At 69.2% G+C, this 24,118-nt stretch carries 19 protein-coding genes; 13 read left to right on the forward strand and 6 right to left on the reverse strand.

Features of this window, described 5'->3' with window-relative positions; genetic code table 11:
- Positions 1 to 32: 32 nt before the first annotated feature.
- Positions 33 to 3,026, reverse strand: coding sequence for a LuxR C-terminal-related transcriptional regulator (locus tag ACYVLQ_RS24795; protein ID WP_460699914.1), 2,994 nt, complete (start codon positions 3,024 to 3,026; stop codon positions 33 to 35).
- Between the two features lie 376 nt (positions 3,027 to 3,402).
- On the opposite strand from ACYVLQ_RS24795, the gene ACYVLQ_RS24800 reads away from it, so the two are divergent.
- Positions 3,403 to 3,675 carry an IniB N-terminal domain-containing protein gene (locus tag ACYVLQ_RS24800; RefSeq protein WP_460699915.1) on the forward strand — a complete coding sequence of 91 codons (273 nt, stop codon included), beginning with the start codon at positions 3,403 to 3,405 and terminating at the stop codon, positions 3,673 to 3,675.
- Between the two features lie 23 nt (positions 3,676 to 3,698).
- On the opposite strand, the gene ACYVLQ_RS24805 is transcribed toward ACYVLQ_RS24800, so the two are convergent.
- Positions 3,699 to 4,859 carry a zinc-binding dehydrogenase gene (locus ACYVLQ_RS24805; protein WP_460699916.1) on the reverse strand — a complete coding sequence of 387 codons (1,161 nt, stop codon included), beginning with the start codon at positions 4,857 to 4,859 and terminating at the stop codon, positions 3,699 to 3,701.
- A 138-nt stretch (positions 4,860 to 4,997) separates the two neighbouring features.
- Between ACYVLQ_RS24805 and ACYVLQ_RS24810 the strand changes: the two genes are divergently transcribed.
- The 6 genes from ACYVLQ_RS24810 to ACYVLQ_RS24835 all read left to right on the forward strand — a co-directional run bounded on the left by ACYVLQ_RS24810 (position 4,998) and on the right by ACYVLQ_RS24835 (position 12,256).
- Positions 4,998 to 5,648, forward strand: a complete 651-nt coding sequence (locus ACYVLQ_RS24810) for an HhH-GDP family DNA glycosylase (RefSeq protein ID WP_460699917.1) — start codon at positions 4,998 to 5,000, stop codon at positions 5,646 to 5,648.
- 282 nt (positions 5,649 to 5,930) lie between these two features.
- On the forward strand, positions 5,931 to 7,775 hold the full coding sequence (gene dnaK / locus ACYVLQ_RS24815) for a molecular chaperone DnaK (protein WP_460699918.1): 1,845 nt from the start codon (positions 5,931 to 5,933) through the stop codon (positions 7,773 to 7,775).
- Positions 7,772 to 8,497 (forward strand): nucleotide exchange factor GrpE, encoded by a 726-nt coding sequence (grpE, locus tag ACYVLQ_RS24820; protein WP_460699919.1) that lies wholly within the window; start codon positions 7,772 to 7,774, stop codon positions 8,495 to 8,497. The genes dnaK and grpE overlap by 4 nt, the downstream gene beginning before the upstream one ends.
- 54 nt (positions 8,498 to 8,551) lie before the next feature.
- Complete coding sequence (gene dnaJ / locus ACYVLQ_RS24825) at positions 8,552 to 9,721, forward strand: molecular chaperone DnaJ (RefSeq protein ID WP_460699920.1); 1,170 nt, start codon at positions 8,552 to 8,554, stop codon at positions 9,719 to 9,721.
- Positions 9,721 to 10,116 carry a heat shock protein transcriptional repressor HspR gene (locus tag ACYVLQ_RS24830; RefSeq protein WP_460699921.1) on the forward strand — a complete coding sequence of 132 codons (396 nt, stop codon included), beginning with the start codon at positions 9,721 to 9,723 and terminating at the stop codon, positions 10,114 to 10,116. Before dnaJ ends, ACYVLQ_RS24830 begins: the two co-directional genes overlap by 1 nt.
- Positions 10,117 to 11,086: 970 nt before the next feature.
- Entirely contained in the window at positions 11,087 to 12,256 is a 1,170-nt protein-coding gene (locus ACYVLQ_RS24835) for a globin domain-containing protein (RefSeq protein ID WP_460699922.1), read from the forward strand.
- Between the two features lie 63 nt (positions 12,257 to 12,319).
- Here ACYVLQ_RS24835 and ACYVLQ_RS24840 read toward each other — a convergent pair whose 3' ends face one another.
- The 4 genes from ACYVLQ_RS24840 to ACYVLQ_RS24855 form a co-directional block, all read right to left on the reverse strand.
- Positions 12,320 to 13,105: an FAD-binding oxidoreductase gene (locus tag ACYVLQ_RS24840; protein ID WP_460699923.1), complete on the reverse strand. Its 786-nt coding sequence runs from the start codon at positions 13,103 to 13,105 to the stop codon at positions 12,320 to 12,322.
- A gap of 123 nt (positions 13,106 to 13,228) precedes the next feature.
- Positions 13,229 to 14,386, reverse strand: coding sequence for a globin domain-containing protein (locus ACYVLQ_RS24845; protein ID WP_460699924.1), 1,158 nt, complete (start codon positions 14,384 to 14,386; stop codon positions 13,229 to 13,231).
- Positions 14,387 to 14,595: 209 nt separating this feature from the next.
- Complete coding sequence (locus ACYVLQ_RS24850; protein WP_460699925.1) at positions 14,596 to 15,453, reverse strand: pirin family protein; 858 nt, start codon at positions 15,451 to 15,453, stop codon at positions 14,596 to 14,598.
- A gap of 84 nt (positions 15,454 to 15,537) precedes the next feature.
- The gene (locus ACYVLQ_RS24855) at positions 15,538 to 16,470 is read right to left on the reverse strand and encodes an NADP-dependent oxidoreductase (protein WP_460699926.1); all 933 of its coding nucleotides are present in this window, start codon (positions 16,468 to 16,470) and stop codon (positions 15,538 to 15,540) included.
- A 240-nt stretch (positions 16,471 to 16,710) separates the two neighbouring features.
- Here ACYVLQ_RS24855 and clpB point away from each other — a divergent pair, with 240 nt between their 5' ends.
- From clpB to ACYVLQ_RS24885, 6 genes are all read left to right on the forward strand, one after another.
- Complete coding sequence (clpB, locus tag ACYVLQ_RS24860) at positions 16,711 to 19,269, forward strand: ATP-dependent chaperone ClpB (protein WP_460699927.1); 2,559 nt, start codon at positions 16,711 to 16,713, stop codon at positions 19,267 to 19,269.
- Positions 19,270 to 19,332: 63 nt separating this feature from the next.
- A complete protein-coding gene (locus tag ACYVLQ_RS24865; RefSeq protein ID WP_460699928.1) occupies positions 19,333 to 20,202 on the forward strand; it encodes a DUF5666 domain-containing protein in 870 nt (289 codons plus the stop codon).
- A gap of 90 nt (positions 20,203 to 20,292) precedes the next feature.
- Positions 20,293 to 21,642: a hypothetical protein gene (locus ACYVLQ_RS24870; protein WP_460699929.1), complete on the forward strand. Its 1,350-nt coding sequence runs from the start codon at positions 20,293 to 20,295 to the stop codon at positions 21,640 to 21,642.
- A 21-nt stretch (positions 21,643 to 21,663) separates the two neighbouring features.
- Entirely contained in the window at positions 21,664 to 22,476 is an 813-nt protein-coding gene (locus tag ACYVLQ_RS24875) for an SDR family NAD(P)-dependent oxidoreductase (protein WP_460699930.1), read from the forward strand.
- 4 nt (positions 22,477 to 22,480) lie between these two features.
- Positions 22,481 to 23,026: an orotate phosphoribosyltransferase gene (pyrE, locus tag ACYVLQ_RS24880; RefSeq protein WP_460699931.1), complete on the forward strand. Its 546-nt coding sequence runs from the start codon at positions 22,481 to 22,483 to the stop codon at positions 23,024 to 23,026.
- The gene (locus tag ACYVLQ_RS24885; RefSeq protein WP_460699932.1) at positions 23,023 to 24,078 is read left to right on the forward strand and encodes a beta-ketoacyl-ACP synthase III; all 1,056 of its coding nucleotides are present in this window, start codon (positions 23,023 to 23,025) and stop codon (positions 24,076 to 24,078) included. The genes pyrE and ACYVLQ_RS24885 overlap by 4 nt, the downstream gene beginning before the upstream one ends.
- Positions 24,079 to 24,118: the final 40 nt, after the last annotated feature.

The following is a 24,118-nucleotide window of genomic DNA, read 5'->3' on the forward strand; positions in this document are numbered from 1 at the left end:
TTCGGTGTGTTCCGTCGGCTCCGCACCGGATGTCACACGAGCAGTGAGCCGTGGCCCATGGCGCGGAGCATCGACAATAACTCCGAACGGGACCCGGCTCCGATCCGACGCCGGATCCGCGCGACATGATGCTCCACCGTCTTCGCCGAGATGTACAGTCGAGCGCCGATTTCCCGGTAGGTGAGTCCTAAAAGCACAAGTTCGGCGACCTCGCGTTCGCGCTCACTGAGCATGGTGTCGTGCGCTACGGCCGCGGGCCGCGGACCCTGGACGGGTTCGGGCGAGGGCAGCGGCAGCCGGGGCGGGCGGGATCGGGTGCGGACGGTGCGGGCGAGTTTCAGCAGCGCGGTCGCCGTCGCGGAATCGTCGGCCGCCAGGGCGGCGTCGCCCGCCAGTCGCGCGGCATCCCAGGCCATGCCGATGTCGGCCAGCCTGTGGACCGCGGCGGTCACCCGCTCGCCGACGACCTCGCCCCGCAACACGAGCACCCAGGTGCGGCCCGCACCGGCCAGGTCCGCCGCGTGCGGATCCCCGGCCCGGGCCGCGGCCTGCAGACGCCGTGCGGGGGCCATCAGCTCGTCGGGGCGGCCGTGCGCGATCGCCGCCTGGATCGCGTACCAGTGGAAGACGTTCGACCAGGCGGAGGGAACGCCCAAGCGGTGCAACAGCTTTCCCGCCGCGTCGACCAGCGGGGCGACCCGGTCCTCGTCGCGCAGGTGGATACCCGCCAGCCACAGCTCGCCGATCGGCAGCAGTGCCAGCAGGTCGACGCCGACGTCGTCGAGCAGCGGGCGCGCGGCCTGCCAGGTCAGCGTCAGCGCGGCGTGGTCGCCGCTGCGCCGCGCCAACCCCACCAGGGCGCCGTGCGCCAGTAGCCGGTCGCGTGCCGGGAGGGTGTCGAGGGGCAGCGCCGCGAGGAGTGCGGCCGCGGCCTGCTCGTCGCCGCCCAGCATGGATGTCCACGCCGAGAGCACCAGCAGGTGGGGGTCGGGGGAGGTCCGCGTGTCGGAGGTCGGTGGCGCATCCGGATATGTCAGCGCGGCTGCGTCGGTGTCGACGGGACCGGCCGCCCCCCGCAGGGCATCGGCGGCCCGCCGCGGCTCGCCCATGCTCAGGCACAGCAGCGTCGCGAGAGATACCGCCGAATACGGCAGAAAGCGATCGGCGGTCTCCGAAACTTCACTTCGCGCAGCCTGAATCAGCGCCGACGCGGCCCCCAAGACCGCTGTGCGCCCCGCCGCATCGGACACCTGCGGCCGCGTTCCCGTGCCGCCATGTCGGTCCTGATCGCGAGTGGTGTCCTCCGGCGGTGTGGTGGACGTTCGCCAATGCGTTCCAGTGGCGCCGTGGCCCACGGCGGCGGTGTCCGGACCGGCCTGATCCCGGGCGACAGCGCGCGGCGCGGTGGTGGGCGTTTGCCGAGGCACTGCTGTGCTGGCGGGTTGGGTCCGCGGGGCGGCGGCGATATTCGTGCCGGAAGAGTCCGAATCTGTCGGGGCCCAGGTCGCGTCGGTCGGTGCGGTGGTCGGCATCGGCGAGGGCGTGTCCGTAGCGCCGTGTCGGGCGGCGGAAGCGCCTGGACCGTAGGTGGTTTCGTCCGTCGGTTCGGTGGTGCTGTCGGTTGCTGTGGGGGTGGCGAGGGATTGGGCCACCGCTGCGGCGATGAGATTTGCGTGGGCGGTGGCCTCGGTGGGGGGCCACCATGTCGCGGCGGCGGACATCGCTGCGGCCGCATCGATTTCGCCCACCAGGTACAACACCGTGGCCCCGGCGGCCCCGTCGGTGCCGACGCGTTGCGGACCGAGCCACGAGTACAGCTCCGCCGCCCGGGCGGGGAGTCCGCGGCGGATCCACACTCCGGAGCAGATGCGGACGGCCGCCGCGAGTTCCGTTGCGGGGGTGTCCGGCCCGGCGAGGAGGGGTTCGGTCAGCCGCAGTGCGAGGTCGTGGTTGCCGAGTCGGGCCGCGGCCTCCGCCCAGCGGACCGTCACCGCCGGAGTCGGTTTCCACCCGGCCCCGATGCCGCTCGCGGCCGCGGCCGCGTAGTAGCGGCTCGCCTCGGGTCCCGCCTTTTCGGCTGCACCGCACAGGAATTCGGACAGTCCTGGATCGCGGACGCCGCCCTCGGCCAGCAGCAGCGCGGTGTGGTTGCGCAGCAGCCCCGCCTCGAGCCGGGCCCGCAGCAGTCGCCGCTGGACGGCGAGGAAGCGCCGGTCGCCGACAAGGGTGCGCAGCGGCGCCACCGCGAGCGCGAGCAGCAGGTCGGCATCGGTCACCAGCGCGCTCGCGCGGGCGCGATCGATGAGATCCGCCGCGTCGTCGGCGGGCATGTCCAGTACCTCGGCAAGCTCGATCGGATCCAGTCCGGCGCCGGTCGACGCGATGACGAACGCGTCCAGCAGCGCCTGGTCGGTGTCGTCGAGCAGCCTTCGCGCCCAGGCGGTCACCGCCTCGTCGACCGCCTCGATCCCCGCCTCCAGGCGGGTGGCGCATGCCGCCGACAGCGCCGCCACCACGCCGCCGTGGATGCCCGCGGTTCGCCCGTGGATGTGCTGGGACACCGGCCGCGGCACCATCATTCCCAATTCCCGTGCGAACGGCGCGATATCGGCCACGCCGAGGGTGCGCAGGTCGAGCACCCGGCCGCGGCGCGATACCGCCGCGGTGAGGGCGCGCAGGGCCGGATCGTGCGGCCGCGGACGGGTGGCCAGCACCATCGTGTACTGCCCCGATTCGACGGTCTCGCAAAGCTTTTCCAGCTCGTGGGGGCCGAGGGCGTGGGCGTCGTCGACGATCAGGGCCGGACGGCTCCCGTTGCCCGCGGCCGCCTCGGCGGCGGTCTCACACGACACGATCCCCCGGCCGCGCAGCCGGTGCCGGACCGCCGCCAGCAGCGTCGACTTACCGGTGCCGGAGCGGCCCCGGATCAGATAGATCAGCGGGTCCGGACCCGCGGAATCCAGCTCCCGGAAGAGTTCTCGCGCACCCGGGAGCGAATCGTGCGCGATCGCGGTACTCGCTGTCACCGAACCTCGACCACCTGTTCGTCCGGCAAGCAGCGGACCGCGGTCGCCGCGGCGGCCGCAATCGACGATCCGACGGTGCCGCCGGGCACCGGGCCATGCGTCATTCGAGAGCCCCTGTCGTTCGAAACGCGAGGTGAAGCACATGTTGTTCGCAAGGCTTAGTGGTCGTTTCGACCTACCGGTGCTTTCGGTTGCTGGGTGTTCGTTGTTACTCCGGCCGGGCCGGTTCGGGGAAATTCCCCCAATGCCCGGCCCGCGGCCGTGCAAAACAGGGGGCTTCGCCCCGATTCGGCGGCCGACGGCGGTTCCTAGCGTGAGAGCGACAAGTCGATGCCGCGGATCGCCCGGCATCCGCCGATCCAGGAGGCGACGCGCGATGAGCACCAACGCGATACGCGAATTCCTCATCGGCCTGCGCGACGACGAGGCCGCGGCGCACTATCGCGCCGACCCGGCACAGGCGCTGGCAGCGGCCGGGTTGACGACGGTGACACCGGAGGATATTGCCGCGGTGGCACCGGTATTGGCCGAGTCGACACTGGTCACCGCGCCGGCGACGGCGAGTGTCTGGGCGCCGGTCGACATGGCGGAGGCGTTCGGTGACCGCGGTATCGATGCGCCCGCCGCCGGCGCCGATCACCCGCGGTGAGCGTGCACCGGCCCCACGGTCGCTCAGGGCGTGGTGGCCGCGCTAGCGGGATCGACGAGGATCTTGGCGTGCTCCTCTGGGCTCCCGAGGGCGGCGAAGGCGTTGTCCACGCCGTCGAGGCCCACGGTGCCGGTGATCAGCGGAGCCGGGTCGACCTTGCCGTCGGCGATCATGTGCAGGGTGTCGCGGAATTCGCCGGGATCGTAGCCGAACGCGAACCGCAGCTCGATCTCCTTGTTGATCGCCATCGCCGGGCGGAAGCTGTCGGTCTCCATGCACACCCCGACCACCACGATCCGCGATCGCGGCGGGGCGGCGGTGATGATCTGGTCGATGATGCCCGGGACACCGACACATTCGAAGACCACCGGACCGGCGGGCCCGGCATTGAGCGTATGCGCCAGCCGAAAGACATACCACCACGGCAGTTTCGGGACTCGGCGGAGCCGGTCCATCGCGTCGAAGCCGAGATTGAGCACATCCTCGACCCCGATGACACGGCCCTTCCGCGGTGCGGCGGTCCAGGGCGATTCGGTGCCGGGGTCGACCACCACATCGGCGCCGCAGCGGGTGGCCAGCTCCCGGCGGCGGGGTGAGAAATCGCTGGCGACAATGGTTTTCACACCGGCCGCGCGCAGCATGGTGATCACGGCGAGGCCGATCGGGCCGCAGCCGATCACGAACGCGGTCTGCCGCGAGTTCACCCGGCCCTTGCGCACCGCGTGCCATGCCACCGCCATGGGTTCGGTGAGCGCGGCATGCTCGGACGACAGCCCGTTCGGTACCGGGAAGGTCATCGCCTCCTGCACGATGACCTGTTCGGCGTAGCCACCGGGGGCCGCCGTCGACAGTCCGGTCAGCTCCGGCATTCGCCCGTGCCGGACGATCGGCAGGGCCACCACCCGCGTCCCCGGCCGCCACCGTGTGCGGCAGCGCGGCCCGTATTCGACGATCTCCCCGCAGAATTCGTGGCCCATCACGACCCGCTGGTCCGACCGCATGAACCGGTCGTATCCGGTGGCCGCCGCCAGCTCGGCGAGTTCGTCGCAGTGCACCCGGGCATGCAGGTCGGACCCGCAGATCCCGCACCGCAGCACATTGAGCACGACCTGGCCGGGACCCGGTTGCGGCGCACCGATTTCGGCGACCTCGAGCTCGCCTTCGGAACAGACCACCGCCCTCATACCCGCACGGTACCCCGCCCCCGGGCGGCCGACAGTCACTTCGGAACACTGCGGTTCCACATATCGGGCGACAGCGCGACGAAGCTGTGTAACCCGCGACTGGCGGGGTACGCCGAGGCTGACGAAAGGTGGTGCGAGATGAGTCGAAAGAACACCGACATCGTGCGCGTGCTGCTGGACCGCGCGGGCACCAGCTACGCCGCGGAGGCTGGGATCACGCTGGCCGACAAACCCGCTCCGCTGTTCCAACTGCTCGTGCTCGCGAAACTGCTGAGCACCCGGATCTCGGCGGAGATCGCGGTGGCCGCCGCGCGGGAGCTGAACAGCTCCGGTTACCGCACCCCGCAGCGGGTCGCCGACGCCGACTGGCAGGAACTCGTCGACGCCCTGGGCCGCGCCCACTACAAGCGCTACGACGAGTCCACCGCGACCCGGCTGGGCGAGAACGCCGCCCTGCTGCTGGACAAGTACGACGGTGACCTGCGCAGGCTCGCCGACGAGGCCGACCGCGATCCGCGCCGCCTCGCCGAACTGCTGCAACAGTTCAAGGGCATCGGCCCGGTCGGCGCCGACATCTTCCTGCGCGAGGTGCAGGACGTGTGGACCTGGGTGCGTCCCCACTTCGACGAGCGCGCCCGCAAGGGCGCCGAACAGCTGCACCTGCCCACCGACCCGCACGCCCTCGACGACCTCGGCCCCCGCGGCCGCGACGCCGACTTGGCCGCCGCCCTGGTCCGTATCAGCCTCGACCGCGAACTGGCCGACGAGATCCTGGCCGCGGCCCCCTGAGGGCGGTCGAAGCGACGATCATCTCCACGACCCGCCGGGCTCCCGAAAGAATTTTCGCCCGGCGGGAATTGATGCGGTGTGCCGTCCGTTGAGTCGATCGAGGCTAAGTTGAGTGAGTGAGACTCAAGTCTTCGTTTGACTCCGGTTCGGAGTGCAGGCAGGATTGAGTGGACCACGCTCAGCGTTGCTGGGACCGTGCTCCGTGAGGTGTTCGGGGCGAGGTCCGCCGCAGGAGGTTCGCCCCTGCACCCCACACACGTACGTCAACTAGGAGGAACAACCATGGCTCGTGCGGTCGGTATCGACCTCGGGACCACCAACTCGGTCATCGCCGTACTCGAAGGCGGTGAGCCGGTAGTCGTCGCCAACTCGGAGGGCTCGCGCACCACCCCGTCGATCGTCGCCTTCGCCAAGAACGGCGAGGTGCTGGTCGGCCAGCCGGCGAAGAACCAGGCCGTCACCAACGTCGACCGCACCATCCGGTCCGTCAAGCGCCACATGGGCGAGGACTGGAACGTGGGGATCGACGACAAGAAGTACACGGCGCAGGAGATCTCCGCGCGCACGCTGATGAAGCTGAAGCGCGACGCCGAGGCCTACCTCGGTGAGGAGATCACCGACGCGGTCATCACCGTGCCCGCCTACTTCGAGGACGCGCAGCGCCAGGCCACCAAGGAGGCCGGGCAGATCGCGGGCCTGAACGTGCTCCGCATCGTCAACGAGCCCACCGCCGCCGCGCTGGCGTACGGCCTGGACAAGGGCGAGAAGGAACAGACCATCTTGGTCTTCGACCTCGGTGGCGGCACCTTCGACGTCTCGTTGCTGGAGATCGGCGAGGGCGTCGTCGAGGTCCGCGCCACCTCCGGCGACAACCACCTCGGCGGCGACGACTGGGACAACCGGATCGTCGACTGGCTGGTCGACAAGTTCAAGAGCTCCCAGGGCATCGACCTGACCAAGGACAAGATGGCCCTGCAGCGCCTGCGTGAGGCCGCCGAGAAGGCCAAGATCGAACTCAGCTCGAGCCAGAGCACCTCGATCAACCTGCCCTACATCACCGTCGACGCGGACAAGAACCCGCTGTTCCTCGACGAGCAGCTGTCCCGCGCCGAGTTCCAGAAGATCACCTCCGATCTGCTGGACCGCACCCGGCAGCCGTTCCAGTCGGTGATCAAGGACGCGGGCATCTCGGTCAAGGACATCGATCACGTTGTCCTGGTGGGTGGTTCGACCCGCATGCCCGCCGTCACCGACCTGGTGCGCGAGCTGACCGGCGGCAAGGAGCCCAACAAGGGCGTGAACCCGGACGAGGTCGTCGCCATCGGCGCCGTATTGCAGGCCGGTGTGCTCAAGGGCGAGGTCAAGGACGTCCTGCTGCTCGATGTCACCCCGCTGTCGCTGGGCATCGAGACCAAGGGCGGCGTGATGACCAAGCTCATCGAGCGCAACACCACCATCCCGACCAAACGCTCGGAGACCTTCACCACGGCCGACGACAACCAGCCCTCGGTGCAGATCCAGGTGTTCCAGGGCGAGCGCGAGATCGCCTCGCACAACAAGCTGCTCGGTTCCTTCGAGCTGACCGGCATCCCGCCGGCCCCGCGCGGCGTGCCGCAGATCGAGGTCACCTTCGACATCGACGCCAACGGCATCGTGCACGTGACCGCGAAGGACAAGGGCACCGGCAAGGAGAACACGATCAAGATCCAGGACGGCTCCGGCCTGTCCAAGGAGGAGATCGAACGCATGGTGAAGGACGCCGAGGCGCACGCGGCCGAGGACAAGGCGCGTCGCGAGGAGGCGGAGACCCGCAACCAGGCCGAATCGCTGGTGCACCAGACCGAGAAGTTCATCGCCGACAACCAGGACAAGGTCCCGGCCGACGTGAAGGAGAAGGTCGAGGCGGCCATCGGCGAGGCCAAGGAGGCGCTGAAGGGCACCGACACCGCGGCCGTGAAGACGGCGGTGGAGAAGCTGGCCACCGAGTCGCAGGCCCTGGGCCAGGCTATCTACGAGGCGTCGGCGGCGGAGTCGGCCGCGTCGGGCAACGGTGACGGTCCCGCCGGATCCACCACCGACGACACCGTCGTGGATGCCGAGGTCGTGGAAGAGCCGGAGAAGAAGTGACCGAACGCAACCCCGAACAGGAGCCGATCACCATCGTGGACAAGCGGAAGGTGAAGCCGTCGGAATTCGAGGGTCGCGCCGCTGACGAGTTCGAGGGTCGCACCGCGGGCTCCGCTCCGGAGTTCGAGGGTTACTCCGAAAGCCCTGCGCCGCAGGGCGAGGCGGAGGCCGGGGCCGACGGCGCCGCGGCCCCCGCCCCGGAGGCCGGTGGCGCCGAGTCCGGCAACGGCTCGGCCCTCGCCGACGCGATCAGCACCGAACTGGCCGAGCGCACCGCGGATCTGCAGCGGCTGACCGCGGAATACGCCAACTACCGGCGCCGGGTGGAGCGCGACCGCAAGGCCGCGATCGACACGGCCAAGGCGTCGGTGGTCACCGAACTGCTCGGCGTGCTCGACGATCTCGACCGCGCCAAGGCGCACGGCGACCTGGAGTCCGGGCCGCTGAAGTCGGTGGCGGACAAGCTGGTCGACGCGCTGACCAAGCAGGGCCTCGAGGAATTCGGCAGCGAGGGCGAGCCTTTCGACCCCACGCTGCACGAGGCCGTGCAGCACGAGGGCGAGGGCCACGATCCGGTGATCGGCGTGGTGATGCGCAAGGGCTACCGCTTCGGTGACCGAGTCCTGCGGCACGCGCTCGTGGGAGTCACCGACGGGGTGACGGATCTGGTGGAGACACCGGACGTGGCGAACGCTGGCGACGATGCCGACGGCATCGCGTAAGACGCGCCTTCCGGCCCGCGGGCCGGACGACAACAGGAAAGGAGGAGATGCCCGGTGAATCGGGAGTGGCTGGAGAAGGACTTCTACAAAGAGCTGGGTATTTCCTCCAGCGCCACCGCCGACGACGTCAAGAAGGCCTACCGCAAGCTGGCCCGTGACCTGCACCCGGACAAGAATCCGGGCGACGCCAAGGCCGAGGAGCGGTTCAAGGCCGTCAGCGAGGCGCATGCCGTGCTGTCGGATCCGGAGAAGCGCAAGGAGTACGACGAGGCCCGAAGGCTGTTCGCCAGCGGCGGTTTCGGCCGCGGCGGGTTCTCGCCCGGCGGCGGTTACGGGCAGGGCGGCTTCAGCGAGTTCAACCTGGGTGACATCTTCGGCGGCGCGCAGGCCGCGGGTGGCGACGGTGGCCTGGGTGACCTGCTGGGCGGCCTGTTCAACCGTGGCGCCGGAGCGCGTACCTCGACGCGGCCGCGGCGCGGCAGCGATGTGGAGACCGAGACGACCCTCGGATTCCGCGAGGCCGCGCAGGGCGTCACGGTGCCGCTGCGGATGACCAGCCCGTCGCCGTGCACCACCTGTCACGGTAGCGGCGCCAAGCCGGGCACCAGCCCGCGAGTCTGCCCGCACTGCAACGGAACCGGTGTGATCAGCCGCAACCAGGGTGCGTTCGGGTTCAGCGAGCCGTGCGACGACTGCCGCGGGACCGGGTCGATCATCGACGACCCGTGCTCGGACTGCCACGGCTCCGGCATCCAGAACCGCACCCGCACCATCACCGTGCGGATCCCGCCCGGGGTCCGGGACGGTCAGCGCATTCGCCTGGCCGGTCAGGGAGAGGCGGGTCTGCGCGGCGCCCCGGCGGGCGACCTGTTCGTCACCGTGCACGTCAGCCAGGACAAGGTCTTCGGCCGCAACGGCGACGACCTGACCCTGGTGCTGCCGGTCAGTTACGGTGAACTGGTGCTGGGCACAACGGTTTCGGTGCCGACCCTGGACGGGCGGGTCGGCGTGAAGGTGCCCCCGGGCACGGCCGACGGGCGTACCCTGCGGGTGCGTGGACGCGGTGTGCCCAAGCGGGGCGGCGGCGCGGGCGACCTGCTCGTCACGGTGAAGGTCGCGGTGCCGCAGAAGCTGGACGACGATGCCTCCGAGGCGCTGCGGCGCTATGCGGAGGCGGAGAAGGCCGGCGGGTTCGACCCGCGTGCTGGATGGGCAGGTGCGTGATGAACGGCGATCCGAAGAAGGCACACGGCGCCACGGAGTTCTTCATGATTTCCGTGGCGGCCCAGCTGGCCGGTATGCACGCGCAGACGCTGCGCACGTACGACCGGCTGGGTCTGGTGACTCCGCAACGCACTTCCGGCGGCGGTCGCCGCTACTCGGCCCGGGACGTGGAACTGCTGCGCGAGGTGCAGCGGCTGTCCCAGGACGAGGGCGTCAACCTGGCCGGTATCAAGCGGATCATCGAACTCACCAATCAGGTCGAGGACCTGCAGGAGCAGGTCCGGAGCCTGGCCGCCGAGGTCGAGCGGCTGCGCGTCGGCTACCGCCCGGAGCTGACCCCACCGCAGCGCAGCACGGCACTGGTGGTGTGGCAGCCGCGCAACAAGCGGCGGTAGTTGCCGCGAAAACACCTCTAGGACAGCGCCCCTGGGAAACCGGAGGCGCTGTCCTCGTCCCGGCTGTCGCCGCCGCCTTGATCACCCCACCCGTGGGCCTGCGTCGCCCCGCCCATCGTCACCCCCGGCATGTCGGCCCATCGTCATCCCGGGGCACGTCCGCCCATCATCGTCATCCCCGGCATGTCTGCCCGTCGTCATCCCGGGGCACGTCCGTTCGTCGTTATCCCTGGGCATGTCCGCCCGTCGTTATCCCTGGGCATGTCCGTTCGTCGTCATCCCCGGCATGTCCGTTCGTCGTCATCCTCGGGCATGTCCGCTCGTCGTCATCCCTGGGCATGCTCGCCCGTCGTCATCCCCGGGCATGCCCGTCCGTCGTCATCCCCGGGTATGCCCGTCCGTCGTCATCCCCGGCACGCTTTTGGCCGGGGTCTCGCTGTGGATTCCGGCCAAAAGTACGCCGGACTGAGGAGAAGGTGCCGTACTGTCCAGTCTCTAATTGCGTTGGGAAGCATGGCTTTGCAGGCTTGCGTTTTGTTGCGAGATATGTGCTGTGCTTGCAGGTGCATGGAACAGCGTGGGCGAGTGGGACGTTCGTGCCGGAAATAGGGGGCGGGTCGCGGTGTCGTTGCCGGACTGTCGGATTCGCGAGGTTTCGTAGTGCGCTGCGACATGTCTACTGTTTGCGGCAATGTCGCTGCAAATCGGCGATCCACAAAACGAATCACCCAAATTAGTTGATGTGCAGACCTATTCGAGCGGCGTGTCCTAGTCAAACGGTCTGTTTCCACGGGGGTTTACACCCAGACTCCTGGTTTAAACGGAATTACATGCGCGTTGTTTAAACGGACCATTCCGTCGCTGGCAAACCTCACCTACACTCGATTCACATCGGCTGCTGTCGAGTGTCCGCAGCACCTCACTCGTTCTCGCGGCCCGTGCTCGAATGCGAAATGGGGTTGTGAGACACATGGATTCGCGGACCGTCGCATTGATTAGAACGACGTTCAAGGCGGTTGCTGCGGAGGAGGGGGGACCGGAGAAGCTGGCCCGATCGTTCTACGCCATCTTGTTCACCGAGCATCCGCACGTTCGCGATTTCTTCCCGGCCGCCCTCGACGCCCAGCGCGACCGGCTGGTGCGGGCCATCGCCTACACGGTGGACCGGCTGGAGGAGCCGGACCGGCTGCTGCCCTTCCTGGCGCAGCTCGGGCGCGACCACCGCAAGTACGGCGTGACCGCCGAACACTATGCGGCCGTGGGAAAATCGCTGCAGACGGCGCTGTGCGCCCACGCCGGGACGGAGCTGTGGACCGACGAGGTGGAGCGCGCCTGGAACGAGGGCATCGGCGTCATCGCCGACACCATGATCGGCGCCGCCGAACGCGAGGACACGCCGCCGTACTGGACCGGAACCGTGATCGAGCACCGCGAGGTGCTGCAGAATCTGGCGATTGTGCGGCTGCGGCTGGATCAGCCGATGCAGTACGCCGCCGGGCAGTACCTGAGCGTGCAGATTCCGTCCCGGCCGCGAATGTGGCGGTACATGTCACCGGCCGTGCCCGCGAACGACCAGGGGGAGATCGAATTTCACGTCCGCGCCGTCACCGGGGGCTGGGTCAGTCCCTCAGTGGTCGGGCATACGGTGGTGGGCGATAGGTGGCTGCTGGGGTCGCCGCTGGGCGGGCTCGGCATTCTCCGCAATACGCGGCGCAAGATGCTGATGGTCGGCTGCGGTACCGGCATCGCGCCACTGCGCGCCCAGCTCATGGCGATGACCAAGCGGCGGTCCAATCCCAGGGTGCAGCTGTTCGTGGGCGGCCATCATCCGTGCGACCTCTACGACCTGCAGACCCTCAGCGAACTCGCCATCGCCAACAAGTGGCTCACCGTCACTCCGGTCGTGGAGAACAGCGAAAACCCGTGGTGGTTCTACGATTCCGACGACCGGTCGCGCGAACTCCCGGGCCTGGAACCCCGCCGCTTCGGCCAGATCGGCAAGGTGGTCGCCGCCGAGGGCCCCTGGGCCGACCGCGACGTGCAGATAGTCGGCTCCCCAAGCATGGTGCAAACCACCAAGTTCCGCCTCATGGCCGCAGGCACCCCCACCAACAACATCCGCCACGACCCCCTGTTCTAGCTGCACAGCCTGGGCAATACACCGAGCGCCAACCCATCGGCCCGCCGGAAATACCCGGTGGCTCTAAATCCCCTCGTAGCGAATGGCTTCCGCCGGGGTTCCGTTTCGGATCAGGCTGTCCATGGTCGACCGGACCATGCCCGGAGAACCGCACACCAGCACCTGGTGGTTCAGGAGCGGGCCCATATCGCCGACCACCTCGGCGAGGGTGCCCTCCAGCATCTCGTTCACGTCGAAACCGACGTCCACGCGGCAGGTTTCGTACCAGTCGTCCTGCCATTCCGGGTCGTAGGCGCTCTCGACCACGGGAACGACGGTGAGCCAGGGCAATTCGCCCGCCAGCAGGAACAGCATGTCCGAGGCGTACAGGTCGCGGGGGGAACGGCCGCCGATGAACAGGTGGGTGCGCGGCGGCTCGGGGCGGCGGGCCAGTTCCAGCAGCAGCGAGCGCAGCGGCGCCAAACCCGTTCCGCCCGCGATCATCACGACGTCGGTGGCCCAGTCGTCGACGCTCAGCCAGCCCGCCGGTGCGCCGATCCGCCATTGATCGCCGGGCCGGGTATCGGCCACGATGGAGCCGCTGCACCACCCACCGGGCACCGTCCGCACGTGGAACTCCAGCTTGCCGTCCAGGGAGGGCGGCAGCGCCGGGGACAGCCGCCGCCGCAGCCCGGGATGCTGCGGCAGCTGGACCTCCACCGACTGCCCGGCCAGGAACGGCACGTACTCGCCGATCAGGCGGATCACCGCGATGTCGTGGCGCAACCGGTGATGACCCACCACCGTCGTGGTCCACTCCGTCGGTGCGCCCAGGTAGATTTCGCCGGTGTCGTCGGGCCCGATCGTCACTGGGCTACCCCTATCAGTCGAAGAGTTCCTGCACAGCTCATCATTCCGGTGTGCCTGCGCACCTTGTCATTCCGGCGTGCCCTGCGCAGCTCGTCATTCCGGCGTGCTTTCGGCCGGAACCTCTCACACCGGATCGGACATGATCGTCCACTCCGGTGTGCCGACCGCCATCAGTGCGCGCTTGGTGTCGGCGATCATCCGTGCCGACCCGGCGATCTGGATCTGTCGGTCCGCCCACGCGCCGAAGCTGGCGACCACCGCGCCCAGATTACCGATCAACCGTCGGTGCATGCCGAACGGCGGATCGACCGGCGGGTACGGGTGCCACCACGGGTTGGATTCGTTCTCGCACACCGGAATCACGGTCAGCCACGGATTGCTCAACGACAGCTGCCACATGTTCTCGACGTCGTACAGGTCGCAGGGGTAGCGGCCGCCGATGAAGAAGTGCACCCGCGGATTCATGCCGCGCCTGCCCATCTCGATCAGCTGGGCGCGCAGCGGCGCGACGCCGGTGCCGGAGCCGATCAGCAGCACGTCGCGGCCGGTGTCGCGCTCCACGTGCAGCCCGCCCAGCGGCCCGGCGATCAGCCAGGGATCCCCGACCCGGGTCTCGTTGACGATCGCGGGGCTCACCCAGCCCGTGCGGACCTTGCGCACGTGGAACTCGATCTCCCCGTACGGGTTCGTCGGGATGGCGGGCGACAGGTAGCGCCACATCTTCGGCCGCTGCGGAATCGACACCGGCACGTACTGCCCGGCCTGGTACGGAATCGGCGACTCCGACTGCAGCCGCACGATGGCCAGATCGTCGAGCACCCGGCGGTGGCCGACCACCGTCGCCTCCCAGTACGGCTGCGAGGTGTCGGAGTTGGCGCCGATCGCCATCGAGGCCGAGATCAGGATGCTGATATCGCGCCAACCCTCCTCCAGCTGCCGGGTCCAGTTCGAGCCGTTGTAGGTCCGGAACCCGGCGACCAGCGCGCGTCCGGCCAGGTCGTAGTGGCCCGGCTGGACACCGAACTTGCGATGGTCGCGCGCGAGTTGCTCGAGGAAGCGCTGAGCGCGATCCCAGTCCTCGAGGTGGTCGAGAACGAAGCCGATGGCTGTCATCAGCCGCTTGGCCTGCATATCCATCGCCGGTGGGAAGAGTTCACGCAACTGCGGATTCTCCGCGAACAGGTGCCCGTAGAACGCGTTGATCAACCGCTCGGGCCCGTTCGGCGCCTCGACAACGGACCGGAAGTTGGCGCGGACCAGCGCAGCCGTACGCGCATCCACGACGTCGAGCTTCCTTTCTACATAGAACTGTCCACCGGTGTACCGGCGGCCTCGCGGTCCAGTATCCCCGAAAAAACCGTGGTCGCACGGTTATGGGCGGATTCCATTACCCACAATGACCGGTGGTGAAACCCGGAACGATCGTGTTTTCGGGCGGCGATCAGCGCGGAAAACGGACGGCGCGAACGACGTTCGACGAGGCAGGACGCTCAAGCGGCCGGGAACGGCCCGAAGGACCCGCGTTTGTAGTCGATCAGGGTTTGGCGGATCTGATCGTCGGTGTTCATCACGAACGGGCCGAAGGCGACCACCGGCTCGGCGATCGGGCTCCCGGTGCACAGCAGCACGCGCAGGCCGGTGTCCGCGGTGATCGACAGGGAGGTCTCGGTGTCGGCGATCTCGAGGTGCACCACCTGGCCCGCACGCGCGGCGGTGCCGTCGGCGCCGAAGCGCCCGCCGCCCTCGAGCACGTAGGCGAAGCCGCGCTGTCCCGCCGGGATCTCCTGGCTCAGGGTGTGTCCGGGCTCGATGCGGGCATCGACGAGGGTGACCGGCAGGTGACCGGAGGCGGGTCCGGTGATATCGCCGGATCGTCCGGCGAATACCCGCACGAGCACACCCTCCTCGGACCGCGCCGGCATCTGCGCGCCGCGCAGTTCCCGCGCGGACGGTTCGGCGAACTTGTCGGCGGCGGGTAGGTTCAGCCACAGGCGCAGGGTGTGCACCGGCCGCCCGCGGTGCGCGGCCTCCGCGTGCATGACGCCCCGTCCGGCCGTCAGCCAGTGCGCGTCACCGGGTTCCAGCACACCGCCGCCGTCGCGATTGTCGCGATACTCGAGTTCACCGTCGACGACATAGGTGACGGCTTCGAAGCCACGCAGTGGATGCCAGTCGAATCCCGTTGTGCTGAACCAGTTCTCGGACAGTTGCAGGAACGGGTCGCTGGCCTCCCAGTTGCCCGGCGCGATCACCAGGGCCGAATTGTCGCTGCCGCCACCGGGGCCGCGATCGATCCGGTTGCGGACCGCGGCGACCGCACGACCGGGCAGGTGTGCCGCTGTCGTCATGGTGGGCTCCCTCTGTCGCAGGTCGTGACGCCCCACAGATCGTGACCGACGGACGCGGTTCGTCCCGGGGCTGGGAACTTCCGCTCAGACGACGAGCACCGTCTTCCCGCGGGCACCGCTCGCGCCCAGCACGTCGGGGGCGTCGGTGAGCGGGCGGACCGCGTCGATCGGGACCACCACGTCGCCGTCGGCCACGCGCTGCAGCAGGCGGCGCAGTTCGGGGGCCCCGCCGGTGGATTCGAAGTTGCCGCCCTTCAGGCCGCGGGCGCGCAGTGCGGCCTCGTCGGCGGCGAAGATCGTGCTGTAGACCAGGCCGCCCGGTCGCACGATCCGCGTGAGGTCGGCCAGTTGCGGTGCGGGAGAGACCAGGTCGATCAGCACGTCGATGCCGTCCGGATGGGCGAAGTGCACCGAGTCGCCGACCGGGGCCCGGGTGTAGTCGACCACCTCTGTCGCGCCCAGCCGGATCATCCGGTCGCTGTCGTCGGGGCGGGCCGTGGCGATCACCTGCGCCCCGGCCGTGGCGGCCAGCTGTACCAGGAACGAGCCGACGCCGCCCGCCGCGCCGTTGATCAGCACCAGTCGACCGGAGCCGATGCCGGTCGCGTCGGCCAGGTCCTGGGCGGTGAGTCCGGCCGTCGGCAGCGCCGCGGCCTGCAGGGCGGTGACCTCGTCGGGGATCAGGGTGGCCTTGTCCTCGGGCGCGGTGGTGAATTCGGCGAAGGTGCCGTGCCCGATCGGCGGGACCAGGAACTTCCCCGCCACCCGGTCGCCGATCGAGAAGACGCCGACGCCGGCGCCCACGGCGGAGACCGTTCCGGCGCCGTCGACCCCCGGAATCATCGGAAAATCGTAGGGAAGCTTGCCCTGGAGGATGCCGTCGATGAGCTTGCGGTCGTAGGGATTGACCCCGGCCGCCTCGATCCGGATCTGGATGCTGCCGGGCCCCGGCTCCGGCGTCGGCATATCGCCCGACCCGGGCCGGTCACCGAACTTCTGTACCACCATCGCGCGCATCGCTGCTCCATTCGTCCGGAACGGGTGTTCGGTCAGCTGGGTGATGCGTCGAGCACGGCCATCGTAGGCAGAGTGCACCGAATAGTTATGCAATTCAGGGCATTCGGTTTCGTTCGCGGCGCGTAGCGTTGACTCGGGTCAAAAATCTAGGCTTGAGCGGAACACACTCAACTTCTACGGCGTTGAACTGATCGGAGCAGCACATCGGGCGCTGCGGAATCGACTAGTAGGAAGGTGCACGTGGACTCGTTCAATCCCACCACCAAGACCCAGGCGGCGCTGACCGCCGCCCTGCAGGCGGCCTCCGCCGCGGGCAATCCGGAGATCCGTCCGGCGCACTTGTTGGTGGCGTTGCTGGATCAGACCGATGGCATCGCCGCCCCCTTGCTGAAGGCCGTCGCTGTCGACCCGGCAGCGGTGCGGCGCGAGGCCCAGGACATCGTCGACCGGCTCCCCCGGGCGACCGGCGCCACCACATCGCCGCAGCTGGGACGCGAATCGCTGGCCGCGGTCACCGCCGCGCAGAAGCTGGCCACCGAACTCGGCGACGAGTACGTCTCCACCGAGCACCTGATGGTCGGCCTGGCCGAGGGCGACTCCGATGTCTCGCAGCTGCTGCTGAAATACGGCGCCACCGCCGACGCGCTGCGCGAGGCGTTCACCGCCGTCCGCGGCAACACCCGGGTGACCTCGCCAGATCCCGAGGGCAGCTATCAGGCGCTGGAGAAGTACTCCACCGATCTGACCGCCTCGGCCCGCGAAGGCAAGCTCGATCCGGTCATCGGCCGCGATACCGAGATCCGCCGCGTCGTACAGGTGCTGAGCCGCCGCACCAAGAACAACCCGGTGCTGATCGGCGAGCCCGGCGTCGGCAAGACCGCGATCGTGGAGGGCCTGGCCCAGCGCATCATCGCCGGTGACGTGCCGGAATCGTTGCGCGGCAAGCGACTTGTCGCCCTGGACCTGGGCGCGATGGTGGCCGGTGCGAAGTACCGCGGCGAGTTCGAGGAGCGGCTCAAGGCCGTGCTCGAGGAGATCAAGCAGAGCGCCGGGGAGGTCATCACCTTCATCGACGAGCTGCACACCATCGTCGGCGCGGGCGCCACCGGCGAATCGGCCATGGACGCGGGCAACATGATCAAGCCGATGCTCGCCCGCGGCGAACTGCGGCTGGTCGGCGCGACCACGCTGGACGAGTACCGCAAGCACATCGAGAAGGATGCCGCCCTGGAGCGCCGCTTCCAGCAGGTGCTGGTCGGCGAGCCCTCGGCCGAGGACACCATCGGCATCCTGCGCGGACTCAAGGAGCGCTACGAGGTGCACCACGGCGTGCGCATCACCGACTCCGCGCTGGTCGCCGCGGCCACGCTGTCGGACCGCTACATCACCTCGCGGTTCCTGCCGGACAAGGCGATCGATCTGGTCGACGAGTCCGCCTCGCGGCTGCGCATGGAAATCGACTCGCGCCCCGTCGAGATCGACGAGGTCGAGCGGGCCGTGCGGCGCCTCGAGATAGAGGAGATGGCCCTGGCCAAGGAGACCGACGAGGCCTCCAAGCAGCGGCTGGAGAAGCTGCGCCAGGAGCTGGCCGACGATCGCGAGAAGCTCAGCCAGCTGATGGCTCGCTGGCAGAACGAGAAGCAGGCCATCGACTCGGTCCGCGTCGTCAAGGAGGAGCTCGAGACGCTCCGGGGCGAATCCGAGCGCGCCGAACGCGACGGCGATCTCGGTAAGGCCGCCGAGCTGCGCTACGGCCGCATCCCGCAGCTGGAGAAGCAACTGGCCGAGGCCGAGAAGAAGGCGGGCACCGCCGCGGACGGCGAGGTCATGCTCCAGGAAGAGGTGGGGCCCAACGATATTGCCGAGGTGGTGTCGTCGTGGACCGGAATCCCGGTGGGCCGCATGCTCGAGGGCGAGACCCAGAAGCTGCTGCGCATGGAGGAGGAGCTCGGCAAGCGCGTGGTCGGGCAGAAGCAGCCCGTGCAGGCCGTCTCCGACGCGGTGCGCCGGGCGCGCGCCGGGGTGGCCGACCCGAACCGGCCGACCGGCTCGTTCATGTTCGTCGGCCCGACCGGCGTCGGCAAGACCGAGCTGGCGAAGGCGTTGGCGGACTTCCTGTTCGACGACGAGCGCGCCATGATCCGCATCGATATGAGCGAGTACTCCGAGAAGCATTCGGTGGCTCGCCTGGTCGGCGCCCCGCCCGGTTACGTCGGATACGACCAGGGCGGCCAGCTGACCGAGGCGGTGCGGCGGCGGCCCTACACGGTGGTGCTGTTCGACGAGATCGAGAAGGCCCACCCGGACGTGTTCGACATCCTGCTGCAGGTGCTCGACGAGGGCCGGTTGACCGACGGCCAGGGCCGCACGGTCGACTTCCGCAACACCATCCTCATCCTCACCTCCAACCTGGGGGCGGGCGGCGATCAGGACTTCGTGATGAACGCCGTGCGCTCGGCGTTCAAGCCGGAGTTCCTCAACCGCCTCGACGACGTGGTGATGTTCCACGCGCTGAACGAGGAGGAGTTGGAGGACATCGTCGACATCCAGCTGGCTCAGCTGCAGAAGCGCCTGGCCCAGCGGCGGCTGAAGCTGGACGTCAGCGATTCGGCCCGGTTCTGGCTGGCCGTGCGCGGCTACGACCCGGCCTACGGCGCCCGCCCGCTGCGCCGACTGATCCAGCAGGCCATCGGCGACTCGCTCGCCAAGGAACTGCTGGCAGGCGAAGTGGCCGACGGCGACCTGGTGAAGGTCTCCGTCTCCCCGGACGGCGACGGCCTGATCGTCGGGAGGTCATAGCGAGAGGCGTTCCCGTGGGGCACTTACCCGCTGTATTCCGGATCTGCACCTACGCTGGACGGCATGACGAATCCGAGTGACCCGTGGGCGCAGCGGCCGGATTCGCCCGATGCGCCGACCGAGCGGGTCGGCCCGTCGGAGCGGCCGGGCGAGCCGGAGCTGCACACGTCGGAGTACTCGGAGGCGTACGGCCAGGGGGCCGATCCGACCGTGGGGTACCAGTATCCGCAGCAGCATGAGCCCACCCGGGCCTATCCGTATTTCGATCAGACGCCCGGACCCAATGCGACTCGGGAGCTGCCGCCCTACGACAGTGCCTGGGGCGGATACGAGGATCCCTACGGCGGCTACCCGGGGGCGCCGGGGTACGACCAGCAGGGCGTCGCTCCCGCCGGTGCGCCGCCGGGTGGCCCCACGCAGCCGATCGGTCCACCCGGTCCACCTGGGGAACCGCCGCGCCGCAGCCGCACCGGCCTGTGGATCGCGATCACGGCGGCCATCTTCGTGCTGGTGGTACTGGGCGGAATCGCCGCGGGGCTGTTCCTGGCGGGGGACGATTCCTCCTCCACGACGGCCGGTAACACCGGCACCCGGTCGACGTCGGCGTCGCGCATCCCGGTCGTCCCGCCGAATCCCTCCGGTAGTCAGCAGCCGGGGCTGCCGCCGCTGCCTGGCCTCGGCGATATCGACGATATCGGCGCCACCATGGGCACGATCAGCACCAACGACGGCTCCACCCTGACCATCGAGTCGCTGCTGAGTACGACGGTCACGGTGCACACCGACGCGCAGACCCAGATCATCGCGTCGGGATCGAGCGCGGTCACCGATCTGCACCCCGGCGACATGGTAGTGGTGCAGGGCGACAAGGCCCCGGACGGCTCCATCCTGGCCAAAATCATCATCAGCACCTCGGTCACCCCGCCGAGATAACCGCGCCGGAGCCGTCGCGGGACGCGTCAACCCGCCACGCACCGGCGTGCGCCCACCGTGGCGCGCGTGCGCCAACTAGACTCGACGGCGATGACCGCAGCAATCTGGTTCGGGCTTGCAGCGATCGCACTGGTGGGTGCGATCGTGCTGTTGTATTTCGATCGGCTCCAGCGGCAGCGGACCGGTCATGTGCGGCAGGTCTGGGCAAAGTCGCAGGGCTACACCTACGTATCCGTCGAACCGTCGCTGGCGTCCAACTGGCGCCGCGGGGCCATGGCGAAACTCGGCTATCTCTCCGCCGTGGACGTGGTCTCGGGCAACCGCAAGGGCGAGAAGTTCGTGCTGTTCGACCTGGAGGACGCGGCGACGCTCGTCGCGGTGCGCCGCCAGATCGGCTCCGACATCGATATCGACCTGCGGCTGAAGACGGCGTCGCCGCCGAAGGACGCCGATCTCGAGCTACTCGGCGCGATCGGGGACCGCGTGGTCTTCGCGACCAATCCGGATATCGCCCGCCATGCCGTCGACCAGCGCATGGTCGCCTTCATCGAATCGCTGCCGGATTCGGTGCAGCAGCTGTGGAGCGAGGGCAACTGGACCCTGGGCATGCTGCCGGTCGGCGCCACGTCGCGGGACTGGGAGGGCGCCATCGACGCGGTGCTGCGGCTGTCCGGTCTGCTGCACGTGCTGCCGCCCGTGGCCGGTGGTTCCGACGCGAGCCGTCGCGACGGTGATCTGCACGATCCGGGCCGCCCCCGCCCGCGGCCCCGCGGTCCCGAGCCGGACGAGGACGACCACCCGGGTCGGGATGCGCGCTACGCGGCCGCGCGTTTCGACGACGACGCGGAGTACGACGACCCCGCCTACGACGACGATCGCGCGTACGCCGGTAAGGCCTACGACGACGATCGCGCGTACGCGGGCAAGGCCTACGACGACGATCGCGCCTACGACGACCGCCCCGGTGGCGACGACGCCTACGACGAGGGCCGCCCGTACGCCGGTGCCTATGGCAAGGATCGTGCCGACGACGACGGTCAGTACGGCGACCGCGCCTACGACGAGGACCGCGACCACGCGGGTGGACGGTTCGAGGCCGCACGGCGCGTCGAAGACCGCCGCTACGAGTACGAGGACGAGGACGAGGACGCCGATTTCGCCCCGCTGGTCAAGGACATCGCGGGCGAGACCGATCCGGAGCCGCCGCGCCGCCCGCAACTGGCGGTCGTGCCCGATCCGCGCCAGCGCATCCGGCGCGACTGGCCGCCCGCCGAGGAGCTACCGGAGGACGACGACACCGATTCTCCCGCAGCCGATTTCGAGGACGATTTCGTCGAGGACGAGTGGCGCGAGGGGCGCACCCGCGACGAACTCCCCGAGCAGCCGGGCGGTCCGTTCCATCCCGGGTTCCGCCCGTATCAGGGCCCCGCACCCCGATGACGGGTGCGGGATGATGGCCGCATGAGTGATTCTCCTGCGGCCGCGCGTCTGCCCGGCGCCACCCGTCCCGTCGCCGTGATCACCGGCCCCACCTCCGGAATCGGACAGGGCTATGCCGAGCGCCTGGCCTCGCTCGGCTACGACCTGGTGCTGGTGGCGCGCGACGAGCAGCGACTCATGGCGCTCGCCGAGGAGCTGCGGCGGCGCTTCGACACCCGGTCCGAGATTCTGCGGGCCGACCTGGCCGACGCCGCCGACCGCGACCGGGTCGCGGCCCGCCTCGACAAGGGGGTCGAATTCCTGGTCAACAACGCGGGATTCGGCCTGTCCGGTGAGTTCTGGTCCGTCGACCCCGCCCGTCTGCAGGCGCAGCTGGATGTCAACGTCACCGCGGTGGTGCAGCTGACCAGGGCCGCGCTGCCCTCGATGATCGCCGCGGCCAAGGGATCGGTCGTGAATGTGGCCAGCGTCGCGGGCCTGGTGCCCGGACGTGGTTCGACCTATTCGGCCTCGAAGGCCTACGTCATATCCTTGAGCGAAGGACTGGCGAGCGGACTCGCCGGAACCGGGGTTCGGGTGCAGGCGCTGTGCCCGGGCTTCGTGCGCACCGAATTCCATCGGCGAGCGGGAATCGACATGTCCTCGCTGCCGAAACCGATGTGGCTGAGTGTGGATCAGGTCGTGGCCGGCTCGATGCACGACCTGGAGAAGGACCGGGTGATCAGTGTGCCCGGTGTGCAGTACAAAGCGCTGACGGCGGTCGCCGGACTGATCCCGAGGTCCGTGCAGGTCCGCCTCAACCGAGGCATGTTCAACGCACGCGGAAGGACATAAATACATGATCGAGTCCACGACGGACCGAGACAGATTGGCGGAGCTCGTGCGCGAGCTGGCCGTCGTGCACGGCAGGGTCATCCTGTCGTCGGGCAAGGAAGCCGACTACTACGTCGACCTGCGCCGGGCGACCCTGCAGCATCAGGCCGGGCCACTGATCGGCACGCTGCTGCGCGAACTGGTCGCCGACTGGGATTTCGACGCCGTCGGCGGACTCACTATGGGCGCCGACCCGGTCGCCCTGGCCATGCTGCACGCCCCGGGCCGCCCGCTGGACGCGTTCGTCGTGCGCAAGGCCGCCAAGACGCACGGCATGCAGCGCCAGATCGAGGGTCCGGACGTGGCGGGCAAGCGGGTGCTGGTGGTGGAGGACACCACCACCACGGGAAATTCGCCGCTCACCGCGGTGCGCGCGCTGCGTGATGCCGGGGCGACCGTGGTCGGGGTGGCCACCGTCGTCGACCGGGAAACCGGTGCGGACAAGGTGATCGCGGAGGAGGGCCTCGAGTACCGGTCGATTCTCGGACTGAAGGATCTGGCGCTCGGATGACCATCGCAGTCCAGAGGGGTCGCGAGAACGTCGCGATGCTCGGCATCGGTGCCTACCGACCGCGGCGCATCGTCAGCAACGCCGAGGTGTGCGAGATGCTCGACTCCACTCCCGAGTGGATCTTCGAGCGCACCGGCATTCGCAACCGGCGCTGGATCAGCGGCGACGAGACGCTGCAGACGATGGCCGTGGCCGCGGGTGAGCGGGCGCTCGTCAACAGCGGCGTGGATCGCGCGAAGATCGGCACGCTGGTGCTGGCGACCTCGAGCTGGCTGAAGCTGACCCCGCACGGGGCTCCGTCGGTCGCCTACGACCTGGGGATGAACGGCATTCCGGCCTTCGACCTGACCTCCGGCTGCGGTGGGTTCGGCTATGGCCTGAGCGTGGCCGTCGACATGATTCGGGCCGGGTCGGCCGAGTACGTGCTTGTGATCGGCGCGGAGACGATGACGGTCGGCCTCGACCCCACCGACCGCGGCACGGCGATGATCTTCGGCGACGGCGCGGGCGCGGTCGTGGTCGGGCCCAGCGAGGAGAACGGCATCTCCCCGACGGTGTGGGGCAGTGACGGCGAGAACGCCGGGGCGATCGCCCAGGATGTCGACTTCCTCGAGTTCATGAACAAGGCGCAGGCGCTGCAGGGCACCGACCCGGCCCTGGAGCCGGTGGGCCGGATGTCGCTGCGGATGGAGGGCCCGCGGGTGTTCCGCTGGGCGGCGGTGACGCTGCCGCGGGCGCTGTCCAGTGCGCTCGAGCTGTCCGGAGTGGCCAAGGAGGACATCGAGGTGTTCATCCCGCACCAGGCCAACGCCCGAATCAACGAGCTGATGAAGAAGAATCTGGGCTTGGCCGAGGACATCCCGATGGCCGGGGACATCGAGAACACCGGGAACACCTCCGCCGCCTCCATCCCGCTGGCGATGGAGGAGATGCTGGTCACCGGCAAGGCCAAGGGCGGCCAACTGGCCCTGGTCCTAGGCTTCGGCGCAGGCCTCAGCTACGCGGGCCAGGTAGTAACACTCCCTCCCAAGCCGATAGACCCCAGTTTTTGACCCACCCACCATGACCACCACCCGCATCCCCGGCATAGCC

The sequence above is a fragment of the Nocardia thraciensis genome, assembly GCF_054782435.1.

What these genes read in the sequence shown, in the direction of transcription:
- ACYVLQ_RS24800 (WP_460699915.1), top strand. Translation starts at nt 3,403, where the DNA reads ATGAGCACCAACGCGATACGCGAATTCCTCATCGGCCTGCGCGACGAC.
- ACYVLQ_RS24805 (WP_460699916.1), bottom strand. Translation starts at nt 4,859, where the DNA reads ATGAGGGCGGTGGTCTGTTCCGAAGGCGAGCTCGAGGTCGCCGAAATC.
- ACYVLQ_RS24810 (WP_460699917.1), top strand. Translation starts at nt 4,998, where the DNA reads ATGAGTCGAAAGAACACCGACATCGTGCGCGTGCTGCTGGACCGCGCG.
- dnaK (WP_460699918.1), top strand. Translation starts at nt 5,931, where the DNA reads ATGGCTCGTGCGGTCGGTATCGACCTCGGGACCACCAACTCGGTCATC.
- ACYVLQ_RS24830 (WP_460699921.1), top strand. Translation starts at nt 9,721, where the DNA reads ATGAACGGCGATCCGAAGAAGGCACACGGCGCCACGGAGTTCTTCATG.
- ACYVLQ_RS24835 (WP_460699922.1), top strand. Translation starts at nt 11,087, where the DNA reads ATGGATTCGCGGACCGTCGCATTGATTAGAACGACGTTCAAGGCGGTT.
- ACYVLQ_RS24850 (WP_460699925.1), bottom strand. Translation starts at nt 15,453, where the DNA reads ATGACGACAGCGGCACACCTGCCCGGTCGTGCGGTCGCCGCGGTCCGC.
- ACYVLQ_RS24855 (WP_460699926.1), bottom strand. Translation starts at nt 16,470, where the DNA reads ATGCGCGCGATGGTGGTACAGAAGTTCGGTGACCGGCCCGGGTCGGGC.
- ACYVLQ_RS24865 (WP_460699928.1), top strand. Translation starts at nt 19,333, where the DNA reads ATGACGAATCCGAGTGACCCGTGGGCGCAGCGGCCGGATTCGCCCGAT.
- ACYVLQ_RS24870 (WP_460699929.1), top strand. Translation starts at nt 20,293, where the DNA reads ATGACCGCAGCAATCTGGTTCGGGCTTGCAGCGATCGCACTGGTGGGT.
- ACYVLQ_RS24875 (WP_460699930.1), top strand. Translation starts at nt 21,664, where the DNA reads ATGAGTGATTCTCCTGCGGCCGCGCGTCTGCCCGGCGCCACCCGTCCC.
- pyrE (WP_460699931.1), top strand. Translation starts at nt 22,481, where the DNA reads ATGATCGAGTCCACGACGGACCGAGACAGATTGGCGGAGCTCGTGCGC.
- ACYVLQ_RS24885 (WP_460699932.1), top strand. Translation starts at nt 23,023, where the DNA reads ATGACCATCGCAGTCCAGAGGGGTCGCGAGAACGTCGCGATGCTCGGC.